The sequence below is a fragment of the Pseudomonas sp. S3_C06 genome, from assembly GCF_054667675.1.
Window position 1 is genome coordinate 3,870,872 of sequence record NZ_CP162747.1, and the last position, 18,856, is coordinate 3,889,727.

General features: G+C 56.6%; 20 protein-coding genes. All 20 read right to left on the reverse strand.

What is annotated here, in order from left to right; genetic code table 11:
- Positions 1–2 precede the first annotated feature (2 nt).
- Positions 3–779 carry a DeoR/GlpR family DNA-binding transcription regulator gene (locus tag AB4N44_RS17270; protein WP_127930332.1) on the reverse strand — a complete coding sequence of 259 codons (777 nt, stop codon included), beginning with the start codon at positions 777–779 and terminating at the stop codon, positions 3–5.
- A 161-nt stretch (positions 780–940) separates the two neighbouring features.
- Entirely contained in the window at positions 941–2,308 is a 1,368-nt protein-coding gene (glmU, locus tag AB4N44_RS17275) for a bifunctional UDP-N-acetylglucosamine diphosphorylase/glucosamine-1-phosphate N-acetyltransferase GlmU (RefSeq protein ID WP_460108290.1), read from the reverse strand.
- Positions 2,309–2,426: 118 nt separating this feature from the next.
- Complete coding sequence (locus AB4N44_RS17280; protein ID WP_053125284.1) at positions 2,427–2,852, reverse strand: F0F1 ATP synthase subunit epsilon; 426 nt, start codon at positions 2,850–2,852, stop codon at positions 2,427–2,429.
- Between the two features lie 45 nt (positions 2,853–2,897).
- Positions 2,898–4,277, reverse strand: a complete 1,380-nt coding sequence (gene atpD / locus AB4N44_RS17285; protein WP_007911961.1) for a F0F1 ATP synthase subunit beta — start codon at positions 4,275–4,277, stop codon at positions 2,898–2,900.
- A gap of 27 nt (positions 4,278–4,304) precedes the next feature.
- Positions 4,305–5,165, reverse strand: coding sequence for a F0F1 ATP synthase subunit gamma (atpG, locus tag AB4N44_RS17290; protein WP_007911960.1), 861 nt, complete (start codon positions 5,163–5,165; stop codon positions 4,305–4,307).
- Positions 5,166–5,215: 50 nt separating this feature from the next.
- Complete coding sequence (gene atpA, locus AB4N44_RS17295) at positions 5,216–6,760, reverse strand: F0F1 ATP synthase subunit alpha (RefSeq protein ID WP_016984064.1); 1,545 nt, start codon at positions 6,758–6,760, stop codon at positions 5,216–5,218.
- Positions 6,761–6,781: 21 nt separating this feature from the next.
- A complete protein-coding gene (locus AB4N44_RS17300) occupies positions 6,782–7,318 on the reverse strand; it encodes a F0F1 ATP synthase subunit delta (protein WP_007911956.1) in 537 nt (178 codons plus the stop codon).
- A gap of 12 nt (positions 7,319–7,330) precedes the next feature.
- The gene (locus AB4N44_RS17305; protein WP_003229781.1) at positions 7,331–7,801 is read right to left on the reverse strand and encodes a F0F1 ATP synthase subunit B; all 471 of its coding nucleotides are present in this window, start codon (positions 7,799–7,801) and stop codon (positions 7,331–7,333) included.
- 59 nt (positions 7,802–7,860) lie between these two features.
- The gene (atpE, locus tag AB4N44_RS17310) at positions 7,861–8,118 is read right to left on the reverse strand and encodes a F0F1 ATP synthase subunit C (RefSeq protein ID WP_003097235.1); all 258 of its coding nucleotides are present in this window, start codon (positions 8,116–8,118) and stop codon (positions 7,861–7,863) included.
- A gap of 133 nt (positions 8,119–8,251) precedes the next feature.
- Positions 8,252–9,121, reverse strand: a complete 870-nt coding sequence (gene atpB / locus AB4N44_RS17315; protein ID WP_007911917.1) for a F0F1 ATP synthase subunit A — start codon at positions 9,119–9,121, stop codon at positions 8,252–8,254.
- A 16-nt stretch (positions 9,122–9,137) separates the two neighbouring features.
- On the reverse strand, positions 9,138–9,545 hold the full coding sequence (locus AB4N44_RS17320) for a F0F1 ATP synthase subunit I (RefSeq protein ID WP_003229783.1): 408 nt from the start codon (positions 9,543–9,545) through the stop codon (positions 9,138–9,140).
- A gap of 148 nt (positions 9,546–9,693) precedes the next feature.
- Positions 9,694–10,566 (reverse strand): ParB/RepB/Spo0J family partition protein, encoded by an 873-nt coding sequence (locus AB4N44_RS17325; RefSeq protein ID WP_034152184.1) that lies wholly within the window; start codon positions 10,564–10,566, stop codon positions 9,694–9,696.
- A gap of 9 nt (positions 10,567–10,575) precedes the next feature.
- On the reverse strand, positions 10,576–11,373 hold the full coding sequence (locus AB4N44_RS17330) for a ParA family protein (protein WP_008084406.1): 798 nt from the start codon (positions 11,371–11,373) through the stop codon (positions 10,576–10,578).
- An 18-nt stretch (positions 11,374–11,391) separates the two neighbouring features.
- On the reverse strand, positions 11,392–12,036 hold the full coding sequence (gene rsmG, locus AB4N44_RS17335) for a 16S rRNA (guanine(527)-N(7))-methyltransferase RsmG (RefSeq protein WP_150774626.1): 645 nt from the start codon (positions 12,034–12,036) through the stop codon (positions 11,392–11,394).
- A complete protein-coding gene (gene mnmG / locus AB4N44_RS17340) occupies positions 12,033–13,931 on the reverse strand; it encodes a tRNA uridine-5-carboxymethylaminomethyl(34) synthesis enzyme MnmG (protein ID WP_016984066.1) in 1,899 nt (632 codons plus the stop codon). Before mnmG ends, rsmG begins: the two co-directional genes overlap by 4 nt.
- Before the next feature lie 551 nt (positions 13,932–14,482).
- Positions 14,483–15,853, reverse strand: coding sequence for a tRNA uridine-5-carboxymethylaminomethyl(34) synthesis GTPase MnmE (gene mnmE / locus AB4N44_RS17345; RefSeq protein WP_460108287.1), 1,371 nt, complete (start codon positions 15,851–15,853; stop codon positions 14,483–14,485).
- An 81-nt stretch (positions 15,854–15,934) separates the two neighbouring features.
- Positions 15,935–17,617 carry a membrane protein insertase YidC gene (gene yidC, locus AB4N44_RS17350; RefSeq protein WP_095119693.1) on the reverse strand — a complete coding sequence of 561 codons (1,683 nt, stop codon included), beginning with the start codon at positions 17,615–17,617 and terminating at the stop codon, positions 15,935–15,937.
- Positions 17,618–17,619: 2 nt separating this feature from the next.
- Positions 17,620–17,865 (reverse strand): membrane protein insertion efficiency factor YidD, encoded by a 246-nt coding sequence (yidD, locus tag AB4N44_RS17355; protein WP_010465488.1) that lies wholly within the window; start codon positions 17,863–17,865, stop codon positions 17,620–17,622.
- Entirely contained in the window at positions 17,858–18,259 is a 402-nt protein-coding gene (rnpA, locus tag AB4N44_RS17360; RefSeq protein ID WP_016984072.1) for a ribonuclease P protein component, read from the reverse strand. The genes yidD and rnpA overlap by 8 nt, the downstream gene beginning before the upstream one ends.
- Positions 18,260–18,275: 16 nt before the next feature.
- Positions 18,276–18,410: a 50S ribosomal protein L34 gene (rpmH, locus tag AB4N44_RS17365; RefSeq protein ID WP_003213577.1), complete on the reverse strand. Its 135-nt coding sequence runs from the start codon at positions 18,408–18,410 to the stop codon at positions 18,276–18,278.
- Positions 18,411–18,856: the final 446 nt, after the last annotated feature.

Here is an 18,856-nt window from a genome sequence, read left to right on the forward strand (position 1 = left end):
GCTTATTTCTCCTGACTGACAGCCGCGCAAATCACGGTGATACCGCGGGCCTGAATCTGATCGCGTGCCTCGCTAGGCAGGCGATCATCGGTAATTAGGGTATGGACGCTGCTCCATGGCAGCTCCAGATTGGGAATCTTGCGACCGATCTTGTCGGCCTCGACCATGACGATGACTTCCCGCGCCACTTCAGCCATGACCCGGCTCAAACCGAGCAGCTCATTGAAGGTGGTGGTGCCACGCACCAGATCGATGCCATCGGCGCCGATGAATAACTGGTCGAAGTCGTAAGAGCGTAGTACTTGCTCGGCAACCTGGCCCTGAAAGGATTCCGAATGCGGATCCCAGGTGCCACCGGTCATCAACAGCACCGGTTCGTGCTCAAGTTCGCTCAAGGCGTTGGCGACGTGCAGGGAGTTGGTCATCACCACCAGGCCTGGCTGTTGGCCAAGTTCCGGGATCATTGCAGCGGTGGTACTGCCGCTGTCGATGATGATCCGCGCGTGTTCGCGGATGCGTTTCACCGCCGCGCGGGCAATCGCCTGTTTGTATTTGGAAACGCTCTGCGCAGTTTCCGCGACCAGTTCCTGCGGCATGGTGATCGCCCCACCGTAGCGGCGCAGCAACAGACCATGAGTTTCCAGCGCGGCGAGATCCTTGCGAATCGTAACTTCGGAGGTTTCGAAGCGCTTGGCCAGTTCATCCACACTGACTTCGCCCTGCTCGTTGAGCAAGGCGAGGATGTTGTGGCGGCGTTGCGGCGTGTTGCGTTTCGACATGGCGACTTAAGTTTCGATTCGAAAGATATCGGAAGCAATCAAAACCTATCGGCTCTAAATCGTCAAGCTGTCGTCCAAAAAAAATCGCAACCCTCAACAGTCCCCATAGGAGCTGCCGAAGGCTGCGATTTTCTGATCTTCAAAAAGCCGCTGTGGATAACTCAGCTCTTCTTGATCTTCTCCGGCCGCTTCCAGCCGTCGATATTCCTCTGCCGCGCTCGGCCCACGGCCAACTGTGCGTTATCCACATTCTGCGTAATGGTCGACCCGGCCGCCGTGGTTGCACCGTCGGAGATATCCACAGGCGCGACCAGCGAATTATTGGAACCGATGAACACGTCAGCACCCAGCACGGTTTTCCACTTGTTGGCGCCATCGTAGTTGCAGGTAATGGTGCCGGCGCCAATGTTGGTACGCGCACCGATTTCGGCATCGCCCAGATAAGTCAGATGACCTGCCTTGGCGCCTTCGCCCATGTGGGCGTTTTTCAATTCAACAAAGTTACCCACATGCGCACGCGCTTCGAGCACGGTGCCTGGACGCAGACGCGCAAATGGTCCGGCATCGCTGCCCTCGCCCAGAACGGCACCTTCAATGTGCGAGTTGGCCTTGATCACCACACCTTTGCGCAGGGTGCTGTCCTTGATCACACAGTTCGGGCCGATCACCACGTCGTCTTCGATGACAACGTTACCTTCGAGGATCACGTTGATGTCGATCAGGACGTCGCGACCCACGGTGACTTCGCCTCGCACGTCGAAACGCGCCGGGTCACGCAGGGTGACGCCTTGGGCCATCAACCGACGGCCAGCGCGCAACTGGTAGTGGCGCTCCAGCTCGGACAGTTGCTTGCGATCGTTGGCGCCCTGCACCTCCATCGGATCGTGCGGTTGTTCGGTGGCGACAACCAGGCCATCACTCACCGCCATTTCGATCACGTCGGTCAGGTAGTACTCGCCTTGGGCATTGTTGTTCGACAGGCGACTCATCCAGTCGGCCAGACGATTGGCCGGGACAGCGAGGATACCGGTATTACCTTCAGTAATTGCGCGTTGCGCTTCGCTGGCATCTTTGTGTTCAACGATGGCTGCGACCTTGCCGTCGGCATCGCGCACGATACGGCCGTAACCGGTCGGATCGTCCAGTTCCACGGTGAGCAAACCCATCTGCCCAGGCACGACGTGCTTGAGCAGACGCTGCAGGGTTTCGACTTCGATCAACGGCACGTCACCGTAGAGGATCAGCACGGTATCGGCAGTAATGAACGGCACCGCTTGAGCGGTGGCGTGACCGGTACCGAGTTGCTTGTCCTGCAGGACGAAATTCAGATCATCAGCGGCCAGACGTTCCCGCACCACATCCGCGCCATGGCCGATCACGACATGGATGCGCTGTGGATCAAGTTGCCGAGCACTGTGGATAACATGCCCCAGCATGGAATTGCCGGCAATCGGATGCAGTACTTTCGGCAGTGCCGAACGCATACGGGTGCCTTGACCGGCCGCGAGGATAACGATTTCAAGAGACATGACTGGCTACCAATCCTGGGTGGTCAGCAACTGCGACCGGGTTTCGGGAATTCGGAAAAGAAAAAAGGGTAGCCGAGGCTACCCTTTTTTATCAATCGCACAACAAGCGGATGACGGATTAACCGCCAAACTTCTTGCGGATCTGCTGGACGGTGCGCAGCTGAGCTGCAGCCTCGGCCAGACGTGCTGACGCAGCGCTGTAGTCGAAATCAGCGCCCTTTTCATGCAGAGCATGCTCGGCAGCCTTGAGAGCAGCTTGAGCTTGAGCTTCATCCAGGTCGGCGGCACGTTGCACGGTATCGGCAAGCACTTTGACCATGTTCGGCTGAACCTCGAGGAAACCACCGGAGATGTAGAACACCTCGGCTTCCCCGCCTTGCTTGATCAGGCGGATCGGACCTGGCTTCAGATTAGTGATCAGCGGCGCGTGACCCAGAGCGATACCAAGATCACCCAGTGCACCGTGCGCAATCACCATCTCGACCAGGCCGGAAAAGATTTCCCCTTCCGCGCTGACGATATCGCAATGGACTGTCATAGCCATCTGATTGCCTCAACCTAAATTAGCGCCCGTTGCCGGGCGCCGGGATTACAGTTTCTTGGCTTTCTCGATCGCTTCTTCGATGCCGCCAACCATGTAGAACGCTTGTTCTGGCAGGTGGTCGTAGTCACCGTTGAGGATGCCTTTGAAGCCAGCAATGGTGTCTTTCAGGGAAACGTATTTACCCGAAGCACCGGTGAAGACTTCAGCCACGAAGAACGGCTGCGACAAGAAGCGCTGGATCTTACGAGCACGGTTTACCAACTGCTTGTCGGCTTCCGACAGCTCGTCCATACCCAGGATCGCGATGATGTCCTTCAGCTCTTTGTAACGTTGCAGAACGTACTGAACGCCGCGAGCGGTGTCGTAGTGGTCCTGGCCGATTACGTTCGGGTCCAGCTGGCGCGAAGTCGAATCCAGTGGATCTACTGCCGGGTAGATACCCAGGGAAGCGATGTCACGGGACAGAACGACGGTGGCGTCCAAGTGGGCGAAGGTGGTCGCTGGCGACGGGTCGGTCAAGTCATCCGCAGGTACGTATACCGCTTGGATCGAAGTGATCGAACCTTCCTTGGTCGAAGTGATACGTTCTTGCAGAACGCCCATCTCTTCAGCCAGGGTCGGCTGGTAACCTACTGCCGAAGGCATACGGCCCAGCAGTGCGGATACTTCAGTACCGGCCAGGGTGTAACGATAGATGTTGTCGACGAACAGCAGAACGTCGTTACCTTCGTCACGGAACTTCTCGGCCATGGTCAGGCCGGTCAGTGCTACGCGCAGACGGTTACCCGGCGGCTCGTTCATCTGACCGTAAACCAGTGCCACTTTGTCCAGAACGTTGGAGTCCTTCATCTCGTGGTAGAAGTCGTTACCCTCACGAGTACGCTCACCCACACCGGCGAACACGGAATAACCGCTGTGCTCGATGGCGATGTTACGGATCAGTTCCATCATGTTTACGGTTTTGCCTACACCGGCACCACCGAACAGACCGACTTTACCGCCTTTGGCGAACGGGCAAACCAGGTCGATAACCTTGATGCCGGTTTCCAGCAGGTCGTTGCCGCCTGCCTGTTCAGCGAACGAAGGCGCTGGACGGTGAATGCCCCAACGCTCTTCGGTGTCGATCGGGCCAGCTTCGTCGATCGGGTTACCGAGGACGTCCATGATCCGGCCCAGGGTCGCTTTACCGACCGGTACGGAGATGGCTGCGCCAGAGTCGGTAACTTCCAGACCGCGCTTCAAGCCCTCGGTGGAACCCATCGCAATGGTACGAACCACGCCGTCGCCCAGCTGCTGCTGAACTTCCAGAGTGGTTTCAGCCGCGCTCACTACTTTCAGCGCGTTGTAGATGCTCGGTACGCTGTCGCGTGGAAATTCCACGTCGATAACGGCGCCGATGATTTGAACGATACGTCCGCTACTCATAGCTGGATCCTCTGAATATTTGAACCGTTAAACCGCGGCAGCGCCGCCGACGATTTCCGAGATCTCTTGGGTGATCGCAGCCTGACGCGCCTTGTTGTAGATCAGCTGCAAATCGCTGATCAAATCACCGGCGTTGTCGGTAGCGTTCTTCATCGCGATCATCCGCGCAGCTTGTTCAGCCGCGTTGTTCTCGACCACCGCCTGGTAGACCTGCGACTCAACGTAGCGGACCATCAAGCCGTCAAGCAGCTCTTTGGCATCCGGTTCGTAGAGATAGTCCCAGTGGTGCTTGAGATCCTGATCCGGGGTAGCCACCAATGGAATCAACTGCTCCACGGTAGGCTGTTGCGTCATGGTGTTGATGAACTTGTTGGACACCACGGACAGGCGGTCAATACGGCCGTCCAGGTAGGCATCCAGCATCACCTTGACGCTGCCGATCAGATCATTGATCGACGGCTCTTCACCCAGGTGGCTGATAGCTGCAACGACGTTACCGCCGAAGTTGCGGAAAAAGGCCGCACCCTTGCTACCAACGACACACAGATCAATCTCGACGCCGTTTTCGCGGTTTACCGCCATGTCCTTGACCAGGGCCTTGAACAGGTTGGTATTCAAGCCGCCGCACAGACCACGGTCACTGCTCACCACAACATAACCAACGCGCTTGATTTCGCGGTCGATCATGAACGGGTGGCGGTATTCCGGGTTGGCGTTGGCCAGATGCCCAATAACCTGGCGGATACGCTCCGCATAAGGACGGCTAGCAGCCATGCGCATTTGTGCCTTGCGCATTTTGCTGACCGCCACTTTTTCCATGGCGCTGGTAATCTTTTGCGTGCTTTTGATGCTCGCAATCTTACTGCGAATCTCTTTTGCGCCTGCCATGTAACACCTATCAGGTTAGCAAGCGGGAGCCTCGCGGCTCCCGCTGCGGCTTACCAGGTTTGGGTGGCCTTGAACTTCTCGATACCGGCTTTCATGCCAGCGTCGATTTCGTCATTGAAGTCACCTTTAACGTTGATCTTGGCCATCAAATCGGCGTGATCGCGGTTGAAGAAAGCAATCAGCGCTTGTTCGAAGCTGCCGATCTTGGCGATTTCAATGTCAGTCAGGAACCCACGCTCAGCGGCATACAGCGACAGCGCCATGTCAGCGATCGACATTGGTGCGTATTGCTTCTGCTTCATCAGCTCGGTAACGCGCTGACCATGCTCAAGTTGCTTACGGGTCGCTTCGTCCAGGTCAGAAGCGAACTGGGCGAATGCCGCCAGTTCACGGTACTGAGCCAGAGCGGTACGGATACCACCGGACAGCTTCTTGATGATCTTGGTCTGAGCGGCACCACCCACACGGGATACCGAAACACCGGCGTTCACTGCAGGACGGATGCCCGAGTTGAACATGGCCGATTCCAGGAAGATCTGACCGTCGGTGATGGAAATCACGTTGGTCGGAACGAACGCGGAAACGTCGCCAGCCTGGGTTTCGATGATCGGCAGTGCGGTCAGCGAACCGGTTTTGCCGGTCACTGCGCCGTTGGTGAACTTCTCTACGTATTCTTCCGAAACGCGGGATGCGCGCTCCAGCAGACGGGAGTGGAGATAGAACACGTCGCCTGGGTAAGCTTCACGGCCTGGTGGACGGCGCAGCAGCAGGGAAATCTGGCGGTAAGCCACTGCTTGCTTGGACAGATCGTCATAAACGATCAGCGCGTCTTCACCGCGGTCGCGGAAGAATTCACCCATGGTGCAACCGGAGTACGGTGCCAGGAACTGCAGCGCAGGAGATTCCGAAGCACTGGCAGCCACGATGATCGTGTTGGCCAGGGCGCCGTTTTCTTCCAGCTTGCGAACCACGTTGGCGATGGTCGATTGCTTCTGACCAATGGCTACGTAGACGCAGAAAATGCCGCTGTCTTTCTGGTTGATGATCGCGTCGATCGCCAGAGCGGTTTTACCGATCTGACGGTCACCGATGATCAGCTCACGCTGGCCACGGCCGACAGGGATCATGGCATCGACAGCCTTGTAGCCAGTCTGTACAGGCTGGTCTACCGACTTACGCCAGATCACGCCCGGTGCAACTTTCTCGACCGCGTCGGTCTCGGTGTTGCCCAGTGGACCTTTGCCGTCAACAGGGTTACCCAGTGCGTCGACTACGCGACCCAGCAGTTCCTTACCAACCGGAACTTCGAGGATGCGGCCGGTGCACTTGGCGCTCATGCCTTCAGCCAGAGACTGGTAAGCGCCCAGTACAACGGCACCTACGGAGTCTTGCTCCAGGTTGAGGGCCATACCGTAGACGCCGCCCGGAAACTCGATCATCTCGCCGTACATGACGTCGGCCAGACCGTGAATCCGCACGATGCCGTCAGATACGCTGACGACAGTGCCTTCGTTACGGGCTTGGGAGGTCACATCGAGCTTGTCGATGCGGCCCTTGATAATTTCACTTATTTCGGAAGGATTGAGTTGCTGCATTGCTCTGCTGCCCCTTCAAACTCAAGATTTCAATGCTTCGGCAAGTTTCGCGATTTTGCCGCGAATCGAGCCATCGATAACCAGGTCGCCGGCGCGGATGACGACACCACCTATAAGGGCAGCATCCTCCGCAACTTGCAGGCGCACTTCCCGGTTGAGTCGTGCACTGAGAACCTTGGCGAGTTTGTCTTGCTGTTCTTGGTTCAATGCAAAAGCACTGGTCACTTCAACGTCTACCGACTTCTCTTGTTCGGCCTTGTACAGGTCGAAAAGAGCGGCAATCTCCGGCAGAAGCGGGAGACGGTCGTTTTCGGCAACGACATTGATGAAGTTCTGTGCCTTGGCATCAAACTTGTCGCCGCACACGTCAATAAACGTGGCGGCCTTTTCTGCGCTCGTCAGTCGCGGGGCCTTGAGCACGCGCTGCATGGTGTCATCTTGTGACACCGCTGCAGCCAGGCCGAGCATGGCTGACCAATTGGCCAGTTGCTGGTGGGCCTGAGCGTGCTCGAAGGCCGCCTTAGCGTAAGGTCGGGCCAACGTGGTCAGTTCTGCCATGATCGCCCTCGCTTAGATTTCAGCAGCCAGTTGGTTAACCAGCTCTGCGTGCGCGTTTTGATCGATTGTGGCACCCAGGATCTTCTCGGCGCCGCCGACAGCCAGCAAACCCACTTGGGCGCGCAGCTTGTCTTTGACACTGTTCAGTTCCTGTTCGATCTCGGCTTGAGCCTGAACCTTCACACGGTCAGCGTCGACACGGGCCTTTTCAACGGCCTCTTCGACAATCTGGTTACCGCGTTTCTTGGCTTGCTCGATGATTTCAGCTGCCTGAGCTTTCGCTTCGCGCAGTTGCTGACCCGCTTTTTCTTGGGCCAACTCCAGGTCGCGAGCTGCACGGCTGGCAGCGTCCAGACCATCAGCGATCTTCTTTTGACGTTCGTGCAGAGCAGCGATGACCGGAGGCCATACATACTTCATGCAGAACAGTACAAAAATCAGGAACGCAACGGACTGGCCAATCAGGGTCGCATTAATGTTCACGCCAACACCTCGCAGTTACGTTGTCCATCACATCAAATTACTCGGAAAAATCCGGGTAATTAGCCAGCGATCTGACCAACGAACGGGTTCGCAAAGGTGAAGAACAGAGCGATACCAACACCGATCATGGTTACGGCGTCGAGCAGACCGGCAACGATGAACATTTTAACTTGCAGCATTGGAACCATTTCTGGCTGACGCGCTGCGCCTTCCAGGAACTTGCCGCCCAGCAGGCCGAAACCAATTGCGGTACCCAGTGCGCCCAGGCCGATCAACAGTGCAACAGCGATAGCGGTTAGACCAACTACAGTTTCCATCTTTCCTCCCGACTTTTACGTCGTATGGTTTAGGTTTTTTAGATTAAAGCGGTAAAACAAATCGTTTCAGGTGCCCTGTGAAGAGCCCCTTCCCGTTTGACCGGGAAGGACATCAGACTAGTCGAGACTGGTCTTAATGGTTTTCTTCGTGCGCCATCGACAGGTAGACGATGGTCAGCATCATGAAGATGAACGCCTGCAGCGTGATGATCAGGATGTGGAACACAGCCCACGCCCACTGCAGAACAACGCCCAGGCCGCTCAGCCAGAGCAGGCCGCTGCCGAACATCACAGCGATCAGAATGAACACCAGCTCGCCGGCATACATGTTGCCGAACAGACGCAGAGCCAGAGAGATCGGTTTGGCGATCAGGGTCACGAATTCCAGCAGGAAGTTCACCGGGATCAGCAGGGCTTGAACGAAGATGTTCTTGCTGCCGAACGGGTGCAGGGTCAGTTCGCCGATGAAGCCGCCGAAGCCCTTGACCTTGATGCTGTAGAAAATGATCAGTGCGAAAACCGAGAACGCCATGCCCAGGGTCGCGTTCGGGTCGGTGGTCGACACGGCACGGAACGGGATGTGGTGGTCGCCGGAGATCAGGATGGCCAGCTGAGGAATCCAGTCGACCGGTACCAGGTCGACGGCGTTCATCAGGAACACCCAGACGAAGATGGTCAGTGCCAGCGGTGCAATCACCGGGCTACGGCCATGGAAGCTGTCTTTCACGCTGCCATCGACGAATTCGACCAATACTTCAACGAAGTTCTGCAAAGCACCCGGCTGACCCGAAGTCGCTTTCTTTGCCGCCATGCGGAAAAGAAGTACGAAGATCAGACCCAACGCGACCGACCAGCCGAGAGTATCGACGTGGAAAGCCCAGAAGCCCATTTCTTTGGCCTCTGCTGCGGTATGGGCAAAGCCCCAGCCGCCGTTAGGTAGCTGACCGAAGGTCAGGTTCTGCAAGTGGTGCTGGATATAGCCCGAAGCGGTTGTTTCTGCCATGGTTGCCTCAAACGCCCTAAGGTCTCGAAAGTCTTGTTCTCATCAGCAGGGGAGCGAACCAGCTGACCGACTGAGTCAGCACGAACGCGCCGAATACAGCTATCGGCGCCAGTGGCTTCACACCTGCAAACACCAGTGCAAAGAGCACTGCCGTCAAAATCAGTTTGCCTGCCTCGCCGGCATAAAAAGACCGGACGATGGACTGGGCTGCTCGGGCGCCGGAAAACCGAAATGCCTTGTGAGCGAAATAAACATTGGGCAGCAAGGCTATCAGGCCTCCGCAAAGTCCCGAGTATCCGGCAACGACTCCGTGCCATTGCCAGAGCGCCAAAGCGGCAATGAGCAAAATGACAAATTGAGCCATCAACACCGGAAAAACCGCCAGGCGATGGAACGGCAGGCGGTTTGGCTTGCGGGTTTCCATCACGTTTGCTCTCCAATGGTCGGCTGCCAGAATTCAATAACTTGGCATAATTTGTGCCGACAAAATGCGCGCAGAGTATAGGGGCGGTTCTGCCCCTATTCAACTGTCAGGTAGTGATTTCCGACTGCGCGCTACATGAGGAAATGTTTCAGCGGATGTGTGCGAGCACACCTTGAAGCTCATCGAGCGAGTTATAACCGATCACCAACTGACCCTTTCCCTTCTTCCCGTGGCGAATCTGCACCGCAGAGCCTAGGCGCTCGGCCAGACGCTGTTCGAGACGGGCGATATCCGGGTCGGGTTTGGTCGCTTCCACAGGCTCCGGTTTGCCACTCAACCACTGGCGAACCAGTGCCTCAGTTTGGCGCACGGTGAGACCGCGTGCGACAACATGTCGCGCCCCTTCAACCTGTTGATTGTCCGGCAGACCGAGCAAAGCACGGGCATGACCCATTTCCAGGTCGCCGTGAGACAACATCGTCTTGATGACTTCCGGCAGTGCAATAAGGCGCAACAGGTTAGCCACAGTGACGCGGGACTTACCCACAGCCTCGGCAACTTGTTGCTGAGTGAGCTGGAATTCCTGCTGCAAACGCTGCAGGGCCACCGCTTCTTCGATCGGGTTGAGGTCTTCGCGCTGGATGTTCTCGATCAGCGCAATGGCGATTGCGGTTTCATCCGGCACATCCCGGACCATCGCCGGAATGGTTTCCTGCCCGGCTTGCTGACTCGCGCGCCAGCGACGTTCACCAGCGATGATCTCGAAGCGGCCACCGCCAATCGGGCGCACCACGATCGGCTGCATCACGCCTTGCGCCTTGATCGACGCTGCCAGTTCTTCCAGCGCCTGCGGATCCATGTCGCGGCGCGGCTGGTATTTACCGCGCTGCAGCAGATCCAACGGCAAGTGCTGCAGTTCGCGGGTGTCAGCTTGCGCCGCTTGTTCTTCCAGCGCGCTGACGGTCGGACCACTCAGCAGTGCATCCAGTCCACGTCCGAGACCTCGTTTCTTGACGGCCATGGGGATTCCTTAAGTTGCCTGAGCGGCGGCGATGCGTGAATTTTTGCGCTGACGGCGAACCATCTCGCCGGCCAGGGCCAGATAAGCCAGGGCGCCACGCGATTGCTTGTCGTAGGCCAGCGCCGGCATGCCGTAGCTCGGCGCTTCGGCCAGGCGGATGTTGCGCGGAATCACCGTGTCGTACAGCTGATCGCCGAAGTGTTCCTTGAGCTGCGCCGAAACGTCGTTCATCAGACTCAGGCGCGGGTCATACATGGTCCGCAGCAAACCTTCGACTTTCAGGTTCGGATTCAGCAGTTCAGCGATTCGTTTGATGTTATCCACAAGGTCGCTCAAGCCTTCGAGCGCAAAGTACTCGCACTGCATGGGGATAATTACCCCATCGGCGGCCACCAAAGCGTTCAGCGTAAGCATCGACAGCGACGGCGGGCAGTCGATCAGAATGTAATCGTAGTTTTCGCGGATTGGCGCCAGCGCGCTGCGCAGACGGCTTTCCTTCATCTGCATTTCCAGCAGCACGACTTCGGCCGCCGTCAGATCGCGGTTGGCCGGCAGCAGTTGATAACCGCCGTGCTCGGAATAGTGCATGGCCTGGGCCAGATCGCACTCGCCGATCAGCAGGTCATAGACCGAATTTTCCAGGCCGTGTTTATCCACACCGCTACCCATGGTGGCGTTGCCCTGTGGATCGAGATCGATCAACAGCACCCGGCGCTTGGTTGCGACCAGGGATGCTGCGAGGTTGATGCAGGTGGTGGTCTTGCCCACACCACCCTTTTGGTTCGCTATCGCGAATACCTTAGCCATTCTTGCTTGTGTTCCCAATCATGCCGTGCGGCGCAGTATCAGCAGATGGCGTTGGCCTTGGCAACCGGGTACGGCCAGGGCGTGTTCGCTATCGAGTTTGAAGTCTGCCGGCAATGCTACCAGCTCATCGGCCGGATGAACGCCCTTCATTGCCAGCCAGCGTGTATCGGCATCGCCGAGGTGGCGAGTCCAGTTGGTGAAGTTTTCCATGCTGCTGAACGCCCGGGAAATGATCCCGTTGAACGGCTGCGCAGGCTGGAACGCTTCGACACGACTGTGGATAACTTGCAGGTTATCCAGTTTGAGTTCGAGTTTGACCTGGGTCAGGAAGCGGGTTTTCTTGCCGTTGCTGTCCAGGCAGGTCACTTGCGCGTCCGGATACAGGATCGCCAACGGGATCCCCGGCATGCCGCCGCCGCTGCCGACGTCGAGCCAGCGACCGTTTTCGATGAACGACATCACGCTCAGACTATCGAGCAAGTGCCGCGAGACCATTTCGTCCGGATCACGCACGGCGGTCAGGTTGTAGGCCTGGTTCCATTTGATCAACAGGGCCAGATAACCCAGCAGCAATTCGTGCTGGGCTTCAGTGAGATTGACACCGAGCTCGCGGGCTCCTGTGGATAACTCTTCGGCGTGTTGCGAAGTGACCTTAGAACTCAAGCGCTTTGCTCCAACTGACGGCCCGCGCCTCGTTTTTTCAAATGAATCATCAACAGCGAAATCGCTGCCGGGGTCACGCCCGGGATCCGCGAAGCCTGGCCCAGCGTCTCTGGTCGAGTCGCGCCGAGCTTGCTCTGGATCTCCTTGGAGAGACCGGAAATGTTGGTGTAATCGATATCCACAGGCAATTTCGTGTCTTCACTGGCGCGCAGACGGGCGATTTCGTCCTGTTGACGGTCGATGTAACCGGCGTATTTGGTCTTGATTTCAACCTGCTCGGCGACTTGTGGATCTTCGGCGCCGTTGCCGGTCACTTCGACCAGACCAGCGTAGTCGATTTCCGGACGACTCAAGAGATTGAGCAAATTGTATTCATGGGTCAGCGGCGTGCCGAATTTCTCGGCAATCGCATCGCCCTGCTGCGTATTCGGGCGAACCCAAGTGCTTTTCAGGCGCTGCTCTTCGAGTTCGATGCTTTCGCGTTTCTTGCAGAAGGCTGCCCAACGCGCGTCATCGACCAGGCCGAGTTCGCGACCTTTTTCGGTCAGACGCAGGTCAGCGTTGTCCTCGCGCAGAATCAGGCGGTACTCGGCACGGGAAGTGAACATGCGGTACGGCTCTTGGGTGCCGAGGGTGATCAGGTCGTCGACCAACACACCGATGTACGCTTCATCGCGACGCGGGCACCAGGCTTCTTTGCCCTTGGCACGCAGTGCGGCGTTGGCACCCGCGAGCAAACCTTGGGCGCCGGCTTCTTCGTAGCCGGTGGTGCCGTTGATTTGTCCGGCAAAGAACAGACCGCCGATGACTTTGGTCTCGAGGCTGTACTTCAGGTCGCGCGGATCGAAGTAGTCGTACTCGATCGCATAACCCGGACGCACGATGTGTGCGTTTTCCATGCCACGGATCGATTGCACGATCTGCAATTGCACGTCGAACGGCAAGCTTGTGGATATCCCGTTCGGGTACAGCTCATGGGTGGTCAAACCTTCCGGTTCGATAAACACCTGATGGCTTTCCTTGTCGGCAAAGCGGTGGATCTTGTCTTCGATCGATGGGCAATAGCGCGGGCCAATGCCTTCGATTTCACCGGCAGCCGAATACATCGGCGAACGATCGAGGTTCGCGGCAATGATTTCGTGGGTGCGGGCGTTGGTGTGAGTAATCCAGCAACTGACCTGGCGTGGATGCTGTTCTTTGTTGCCCATGAACGACATCACCGGAATCGGCGTATCGCCCGGTTGCTCGGTCATCACCGAGAAATCCACAGACTTGCCGTCGATACGCGGCGGTGTACCGGTTTTCAGGCGACCGACACGCAATGGCAGTTCACGCAGACGGTGAGCCAGTGCAATCGATGGCGGATCACCGGCACGGCCGCCGGAAAAATTCTGCAAACCGATGTGGATAAGTCCGCCAAGGAACGTACCGGTGGTCAACACCACGGAATCGGCGAAGAACCGCAAACCCATTTGCGTGACCACGCCACGGACTTGTTCCTGCTCGACGATCAAGTCGTCAGCGGCTTGTTGAAATATCCACAGGTTCGGCTGGTTTTCGAGGATTTCGCGGACAGCGGCTTTGTACAGAATCCGGTCGGCTTGCGCACGAGTCGCCCGTACGGCTGGGCCTTTGCGGCTGTTCAACACGCGAAACTGGATGCCGCCCAAATCGGTGGCCGTTGCCATCGCGCCGCCGAGGGCATCGATTTCCTTGACCAGATGGCTTTTGCCAATGCCACCGATGGCCGGGTTGCAACTCATGGCACCGAGGGTTTCCACGTTATGCGTCAGCAACAGGGTTTTTGCCCCCATACGTGCTGAGGCCAGTGCTGCCTCGGTACCGGCATGACCGCCGCCGATGACGATCACTTCAAAACGGGAAGGGAAATCCACCACGCACCTCGTGCCTGCTTAAGTAGGTAATTCAGGAATAGTTTGAGATCAGGTTTTTGGACCTGGTCGACAAGTATAGGGACTTCGCCCTTCCTAAAGAACCCTTTGCACAAAATTTAACCAGCTGTGGAGAACTCGAGGTTAAAAGAATAAAAAAGAGAGAAATTTATAAAACCTTTGTTTTTATGTTTATTTCTACTGAGGCCATTATCTGTGGATAGATCGCTACAGGCCTTTATATTCAATGTGTACAGAGATTCAAAACCCTGTGACCATGTGCCAATGAGGGCCTTGGATAACCGGTTTAAGCCTGTGGATTAAAGGGGTGGTTATCCACAGAGGGGTTTATATCCAGTTTTGAGGCCCTGTTATCAACCGGGCTCAGTGGCAGTTATTCACAGGGATTAATTCACAGAAATGCGGTGAATGAAGAAATAACGGGCACGAGAAATCCGCTCAGGGAGATGAAATCTGCCCGGCACTGGAGAAAGATTTGAGAAATAAGAGGCGCAGACAGGTCGCGAATGGACCTGTCTGTGGAAAGCGGGGGGTTATTTACCGATACAGAAGCTGGAAAAGATCCGTCCCAGCAGATCATCAGAGCTGAATGCCCCGGTGATTTCCCCTAGAGAGTGCTGAGCCTGACGCAGGTCTTCGGCCAGCAACTCGCCGGCGCCGGCCAGAGTCAGTTGTGCACGACCGTGTTCAAGGGCTGCACTGGCATGGCGCAATGCTTCCAGATGGCGACGACGAGCACTGAAGCTGCTTTCCGAAGTCTGCTCGTAGCCCATACAGGCCTTGAGGTGATCGCGCAGCAGTTCCAGGCCATTGCCTGCAGATTTGGCGCTCAGGCTGATCGTCACGTGGCCATCTTCACTGACTTCCAGGGAAACGGATTCACCCGTCAGGTCTGCTTTGTTACGGATCAACGTAACTTTGGCCGGATCCGGTCGGGTTTCAAGGAATTCTGGCCACAGGGCAAACGGATCCAGCGCTTCCGGAGCGGTCGCATCGACCACCAGCAGGACGCGATCCGCTTCGCCGATGGCTTTCAGTGCGCGCTCAACGCCAATCTTTTCCACCTGATCGTCGGTATCACGCAGACCAGCAGTATCGACAATGTGCAACGGCATGCCGTCGATGTGAATATGTTCACGCAGAATATCGCGGGTGGTGCCGGCAATCTCGGTGACGATCGCCGCTTCCCGACCGGCTAACGCATTCAACAGGCTGGACTTGCCGGCATTCGGACGACCGGCAATCACCACGGTCATGCCATCGCGCAACAAAGCGCCCTGCCCGGCTTCACGCAGTACTGTGGATAATTCATCGCGCACCTTGTCCAGCATGCTCAGCACATGGCCATCGGCGAGGAAGTCGATTTCCTCTTCGGGGAAGTCGATGGCCGCTTCTACGTAAATGCGCAGACCTATCAGTTGTTCGGTCAAGTTATGCACACGCTGGGAAAACGCGCCTTGCAAAGAACGCAGGGCATTGCGCGCCGCCTGTGCAGAACTCGCCTCGATCAAATCGGCTATCGCTTCGGCCTGGGCCAGGTCGAGTTTGTCATTGAGGAAGGCACGTTCACTGAATTCACCCGGACGGGCCAGACGGCAACCCAATTCCAGGCAACGCTTGAGCAACATATCCAGCACGATCGGGCCTCCATGGCCCTGCAGTTCCAGCACGTCTTCGCCGGTGAACGAGTTCGGACCCGGGAAATACAGCGCCAGACCTTCATCGAGCACTTGCTGGTCGTCACTGAAAAACGGCCCGTAATGGGCGTAACGCGGTTTCAGTTCGCGGCCGCTGATGGCTTTGGCTGCAACGCTGGCCAGCGGCCCGGAAATACGGACGATGCCCACACCGCCGCGACCTTGAGCAGTGGCGACAGCGGCGATGGTTTCACGAGGTGTGCTCATAAACCGGAATCCAGACAAAAGTGGCAGATAGCAAAACGCCCCACTAGGGGGCGTTTTGAGTGGTGTTATCCACAGTGCAAGTTACGCCTCGGCTTTTTTCGTCGCCGCTTCGATCTTACGCGTGATGTACCACTGTTGTGCAATCGACAGGCAGTTGTTCACAACCCAGTACAGCACCAGACCAGCAGGGAACCACAGGAAGAAGAAGGTGAAGATGATTGGCATCATTTTCATGACCTTCGCCTGCATCGGATCCGGAGGAGTCGGGTTCAGCTGCTGCTGGATGAACATGGTTGCGCCCATGATGATCGGCAGAATGAAGAACGGATCCTTGATCGACAGGTCAGTGATCCACAGCATGAACGGCGCCTGCCGCATTTCCACGCTTTCCAGCAGAACCCAGTACAGCGAAAGGAAAACCGGCATCTGCACGAGGATCGGCAAGCAGCCGCCCAGCGGGTTGATCTTCTCTTTCTTGTACAGCTCCATCATGGCTTGCGACATTTTCTGCCGGTCATCGCCATGTTGCTCTTTCAGAGCAGCCAGTTTCGGTGCAACGGCACGCATACGCGCCATCGATTTGTAGCTGGCAGCCGACAGAGGGAAGAAAATACCTTTGATCAGCATGGTCAGGAAGATGATCGACCAGCCCCAGTTACCGACAATGGCGTGGATGTGTTGCAGCAGCCAGAAAATTGGCTGGGCAATGAACCACAGAATGCCGTAGTCGACGGTCAGTTCCAGACCTGGGGACAACTCTTTCAATACAGCCTGGCTTTTCGGACCGGCGTACAGCACAGCGCTGGTTTCAACTTTGGCACCCGGAGCAGCGGTCAGTGTTGGACCGGTGTAACCGATGATGTAGTTGCCTTTGCTGTCTTTACGGGTCTGGACGATGTTGTTTTCGCCCTTGGCCGGAATCCACGCAGTCACGAAGTAGTGTTGCAGCCAGGCTACCCAACCACCGGTGACGGTTTCTTTCAGCTGTGCCTTGTCCATGTCCTTCATGGACACTTTCTTGTACGGCTCCGAACTTGTCCACAGGGCGGCGCCCAGGTAAGTCGCGGTGCCAGTAGCGGTTGTGGACGAAGGATCAGCGCTTGCATCGCGCTTCAACTGCGCGAACATCGCGCCATTCCAGGGCTGAGCGCTCTGGTTATCCACAATGTAGGAAACGGCTACGTCATACAGGCCGCGTTTCAGGGTGAAACGCTTGATGTAGTTGACGCCGTCCTTGCTGAACTTCAGGTCGACGACCAGTTGGTCCTGACCGTCAGCCAGTTGATAAGTCTTCTTCTCCGAGGAGTAGACCGGACGACCGGCCGGATTTGCATCCGGGCCATTGGTGCCGATCAGACCGCTTTGGGCCAGATAAACACGTTCGCCGCCGTTATCGAACAGCTGGAACGGAACATCAGGACGATCCTGACGACGTGGATACAAAGGCAAGGTCAGTTGAGCAACATCGCCACCTTGTGGATCGATCGCGAGATCGAGCACGTCGGTTTTGATCTGGATCAGATCCTTGCTGGCGGCTACCGGAGTTTCGGCAGGTGCGCTGGTATCGCTAGCGGCGCGCGGAATATCGTCACTGGCGGCAGCATTATTGCCAGTGGCGGTGTCCGGCAAACCGGATGTAGTCGTACTGGAAGCAACATTCTGAGTCGGCAGGGCAGCCTGGCCATAGTCCTGGTTCCATTTAAGAACCATAACGTAGGACACGATTGCCAGGGCGACGATCAGGATCGTGCGTTTGATATCCATGATTACTCGGCCATCGAAGAAGAACGGGAGGTAGGGATAGGTGGAACCGGGTCATAACCACCGGGATTCCACGGATGACAGCGACCTAAACGACGAAAGGTCAGCCAGCCACCGCGCAGAAGGCCATGATTTTCGATGGCTTCATACGCGTAGCAGGAACAACTGGGGTAGAAACGACAGTGGCTGGCCATCAAAGGACTAATGGCATAGCGATAAAACTGGATCGGAACGAGGGCCAGTTTACGCATCGGTACTGTCTACCCCTACAGTTTCGGTTTTGACTTCTGGAACTGGCTTGCTGCGTGCCAGACGCTTCCAGAGCTTGCCGAAATGCTGAATCAATTCGGGGTTTTCTACATCGCCCAGACCTTTGCGCGCGACGATAACGATATCCCAGCCGACCAGTGAATCCTGGTGTAGACGGAACGATTCGCGCATCAAACGTTTGAGGCGATTGCGCTCAACGGAGAGCTTTACGCTCTTTTTCCCGATAACCAGCCCGAGACGGGGGTGATCAAGATCGTTGTTGCGTGCAAGGAGCAGGAGATTTTTCCCCGGAACCTTGCCGGTAGGGGAGTCAAAGACTGCCTTGAAATGCCGGGGGGTAAGCAGACGCTTTTCCCGACTGAAGTCCTGACTCACCTCCAGTACCGGATTATCAAACTGCCAGACGCGCACGACCTTTGGCGCGACGACGCGACAGGACTGCGCGGCCGTTCTTGGTAGCCATGCGAGCACGGAAACCGTGGGTACGAGCGCGTTTGATAGTGCTTGGTTGGAAAGTACGTTTCATTGTCGTGTTACCTGGTTCGTCCACAACGGGCCGGAATGGCCCCCGTTTTAAGAGACCGGGGATTCTAGAGAAAGCAAGCCTTCAGGTCAATTTCCAACCAACGTTTCCTTATAAATAGATCTCGAGGTGTTCTTTGCCTGATCACCTGCTCGCCATACATAAAAATAAAGAAGGGAATTATTTAAAGCTTTTCTGTAAAGCTTATAAAAGCTAGGCAAGCCTTCTTCTGTGGATAAGTGACACCGGCCCATGTTTTACCTGATGTACAGAGAATGACAACTACAGTGGAAAACCGTGTTCAGCCTGTGCTGCGCCATCGGATAACCTGTGCGTGGAATGGGCTGTTATCCACAGGCAGGTTATCCACCGAGTTCAACCCCTACTTGTCCAGTGCCCTTAGAGGCGGTTATCCACAGAGCTTATTCACACACCGTTGGTCGCCTTTT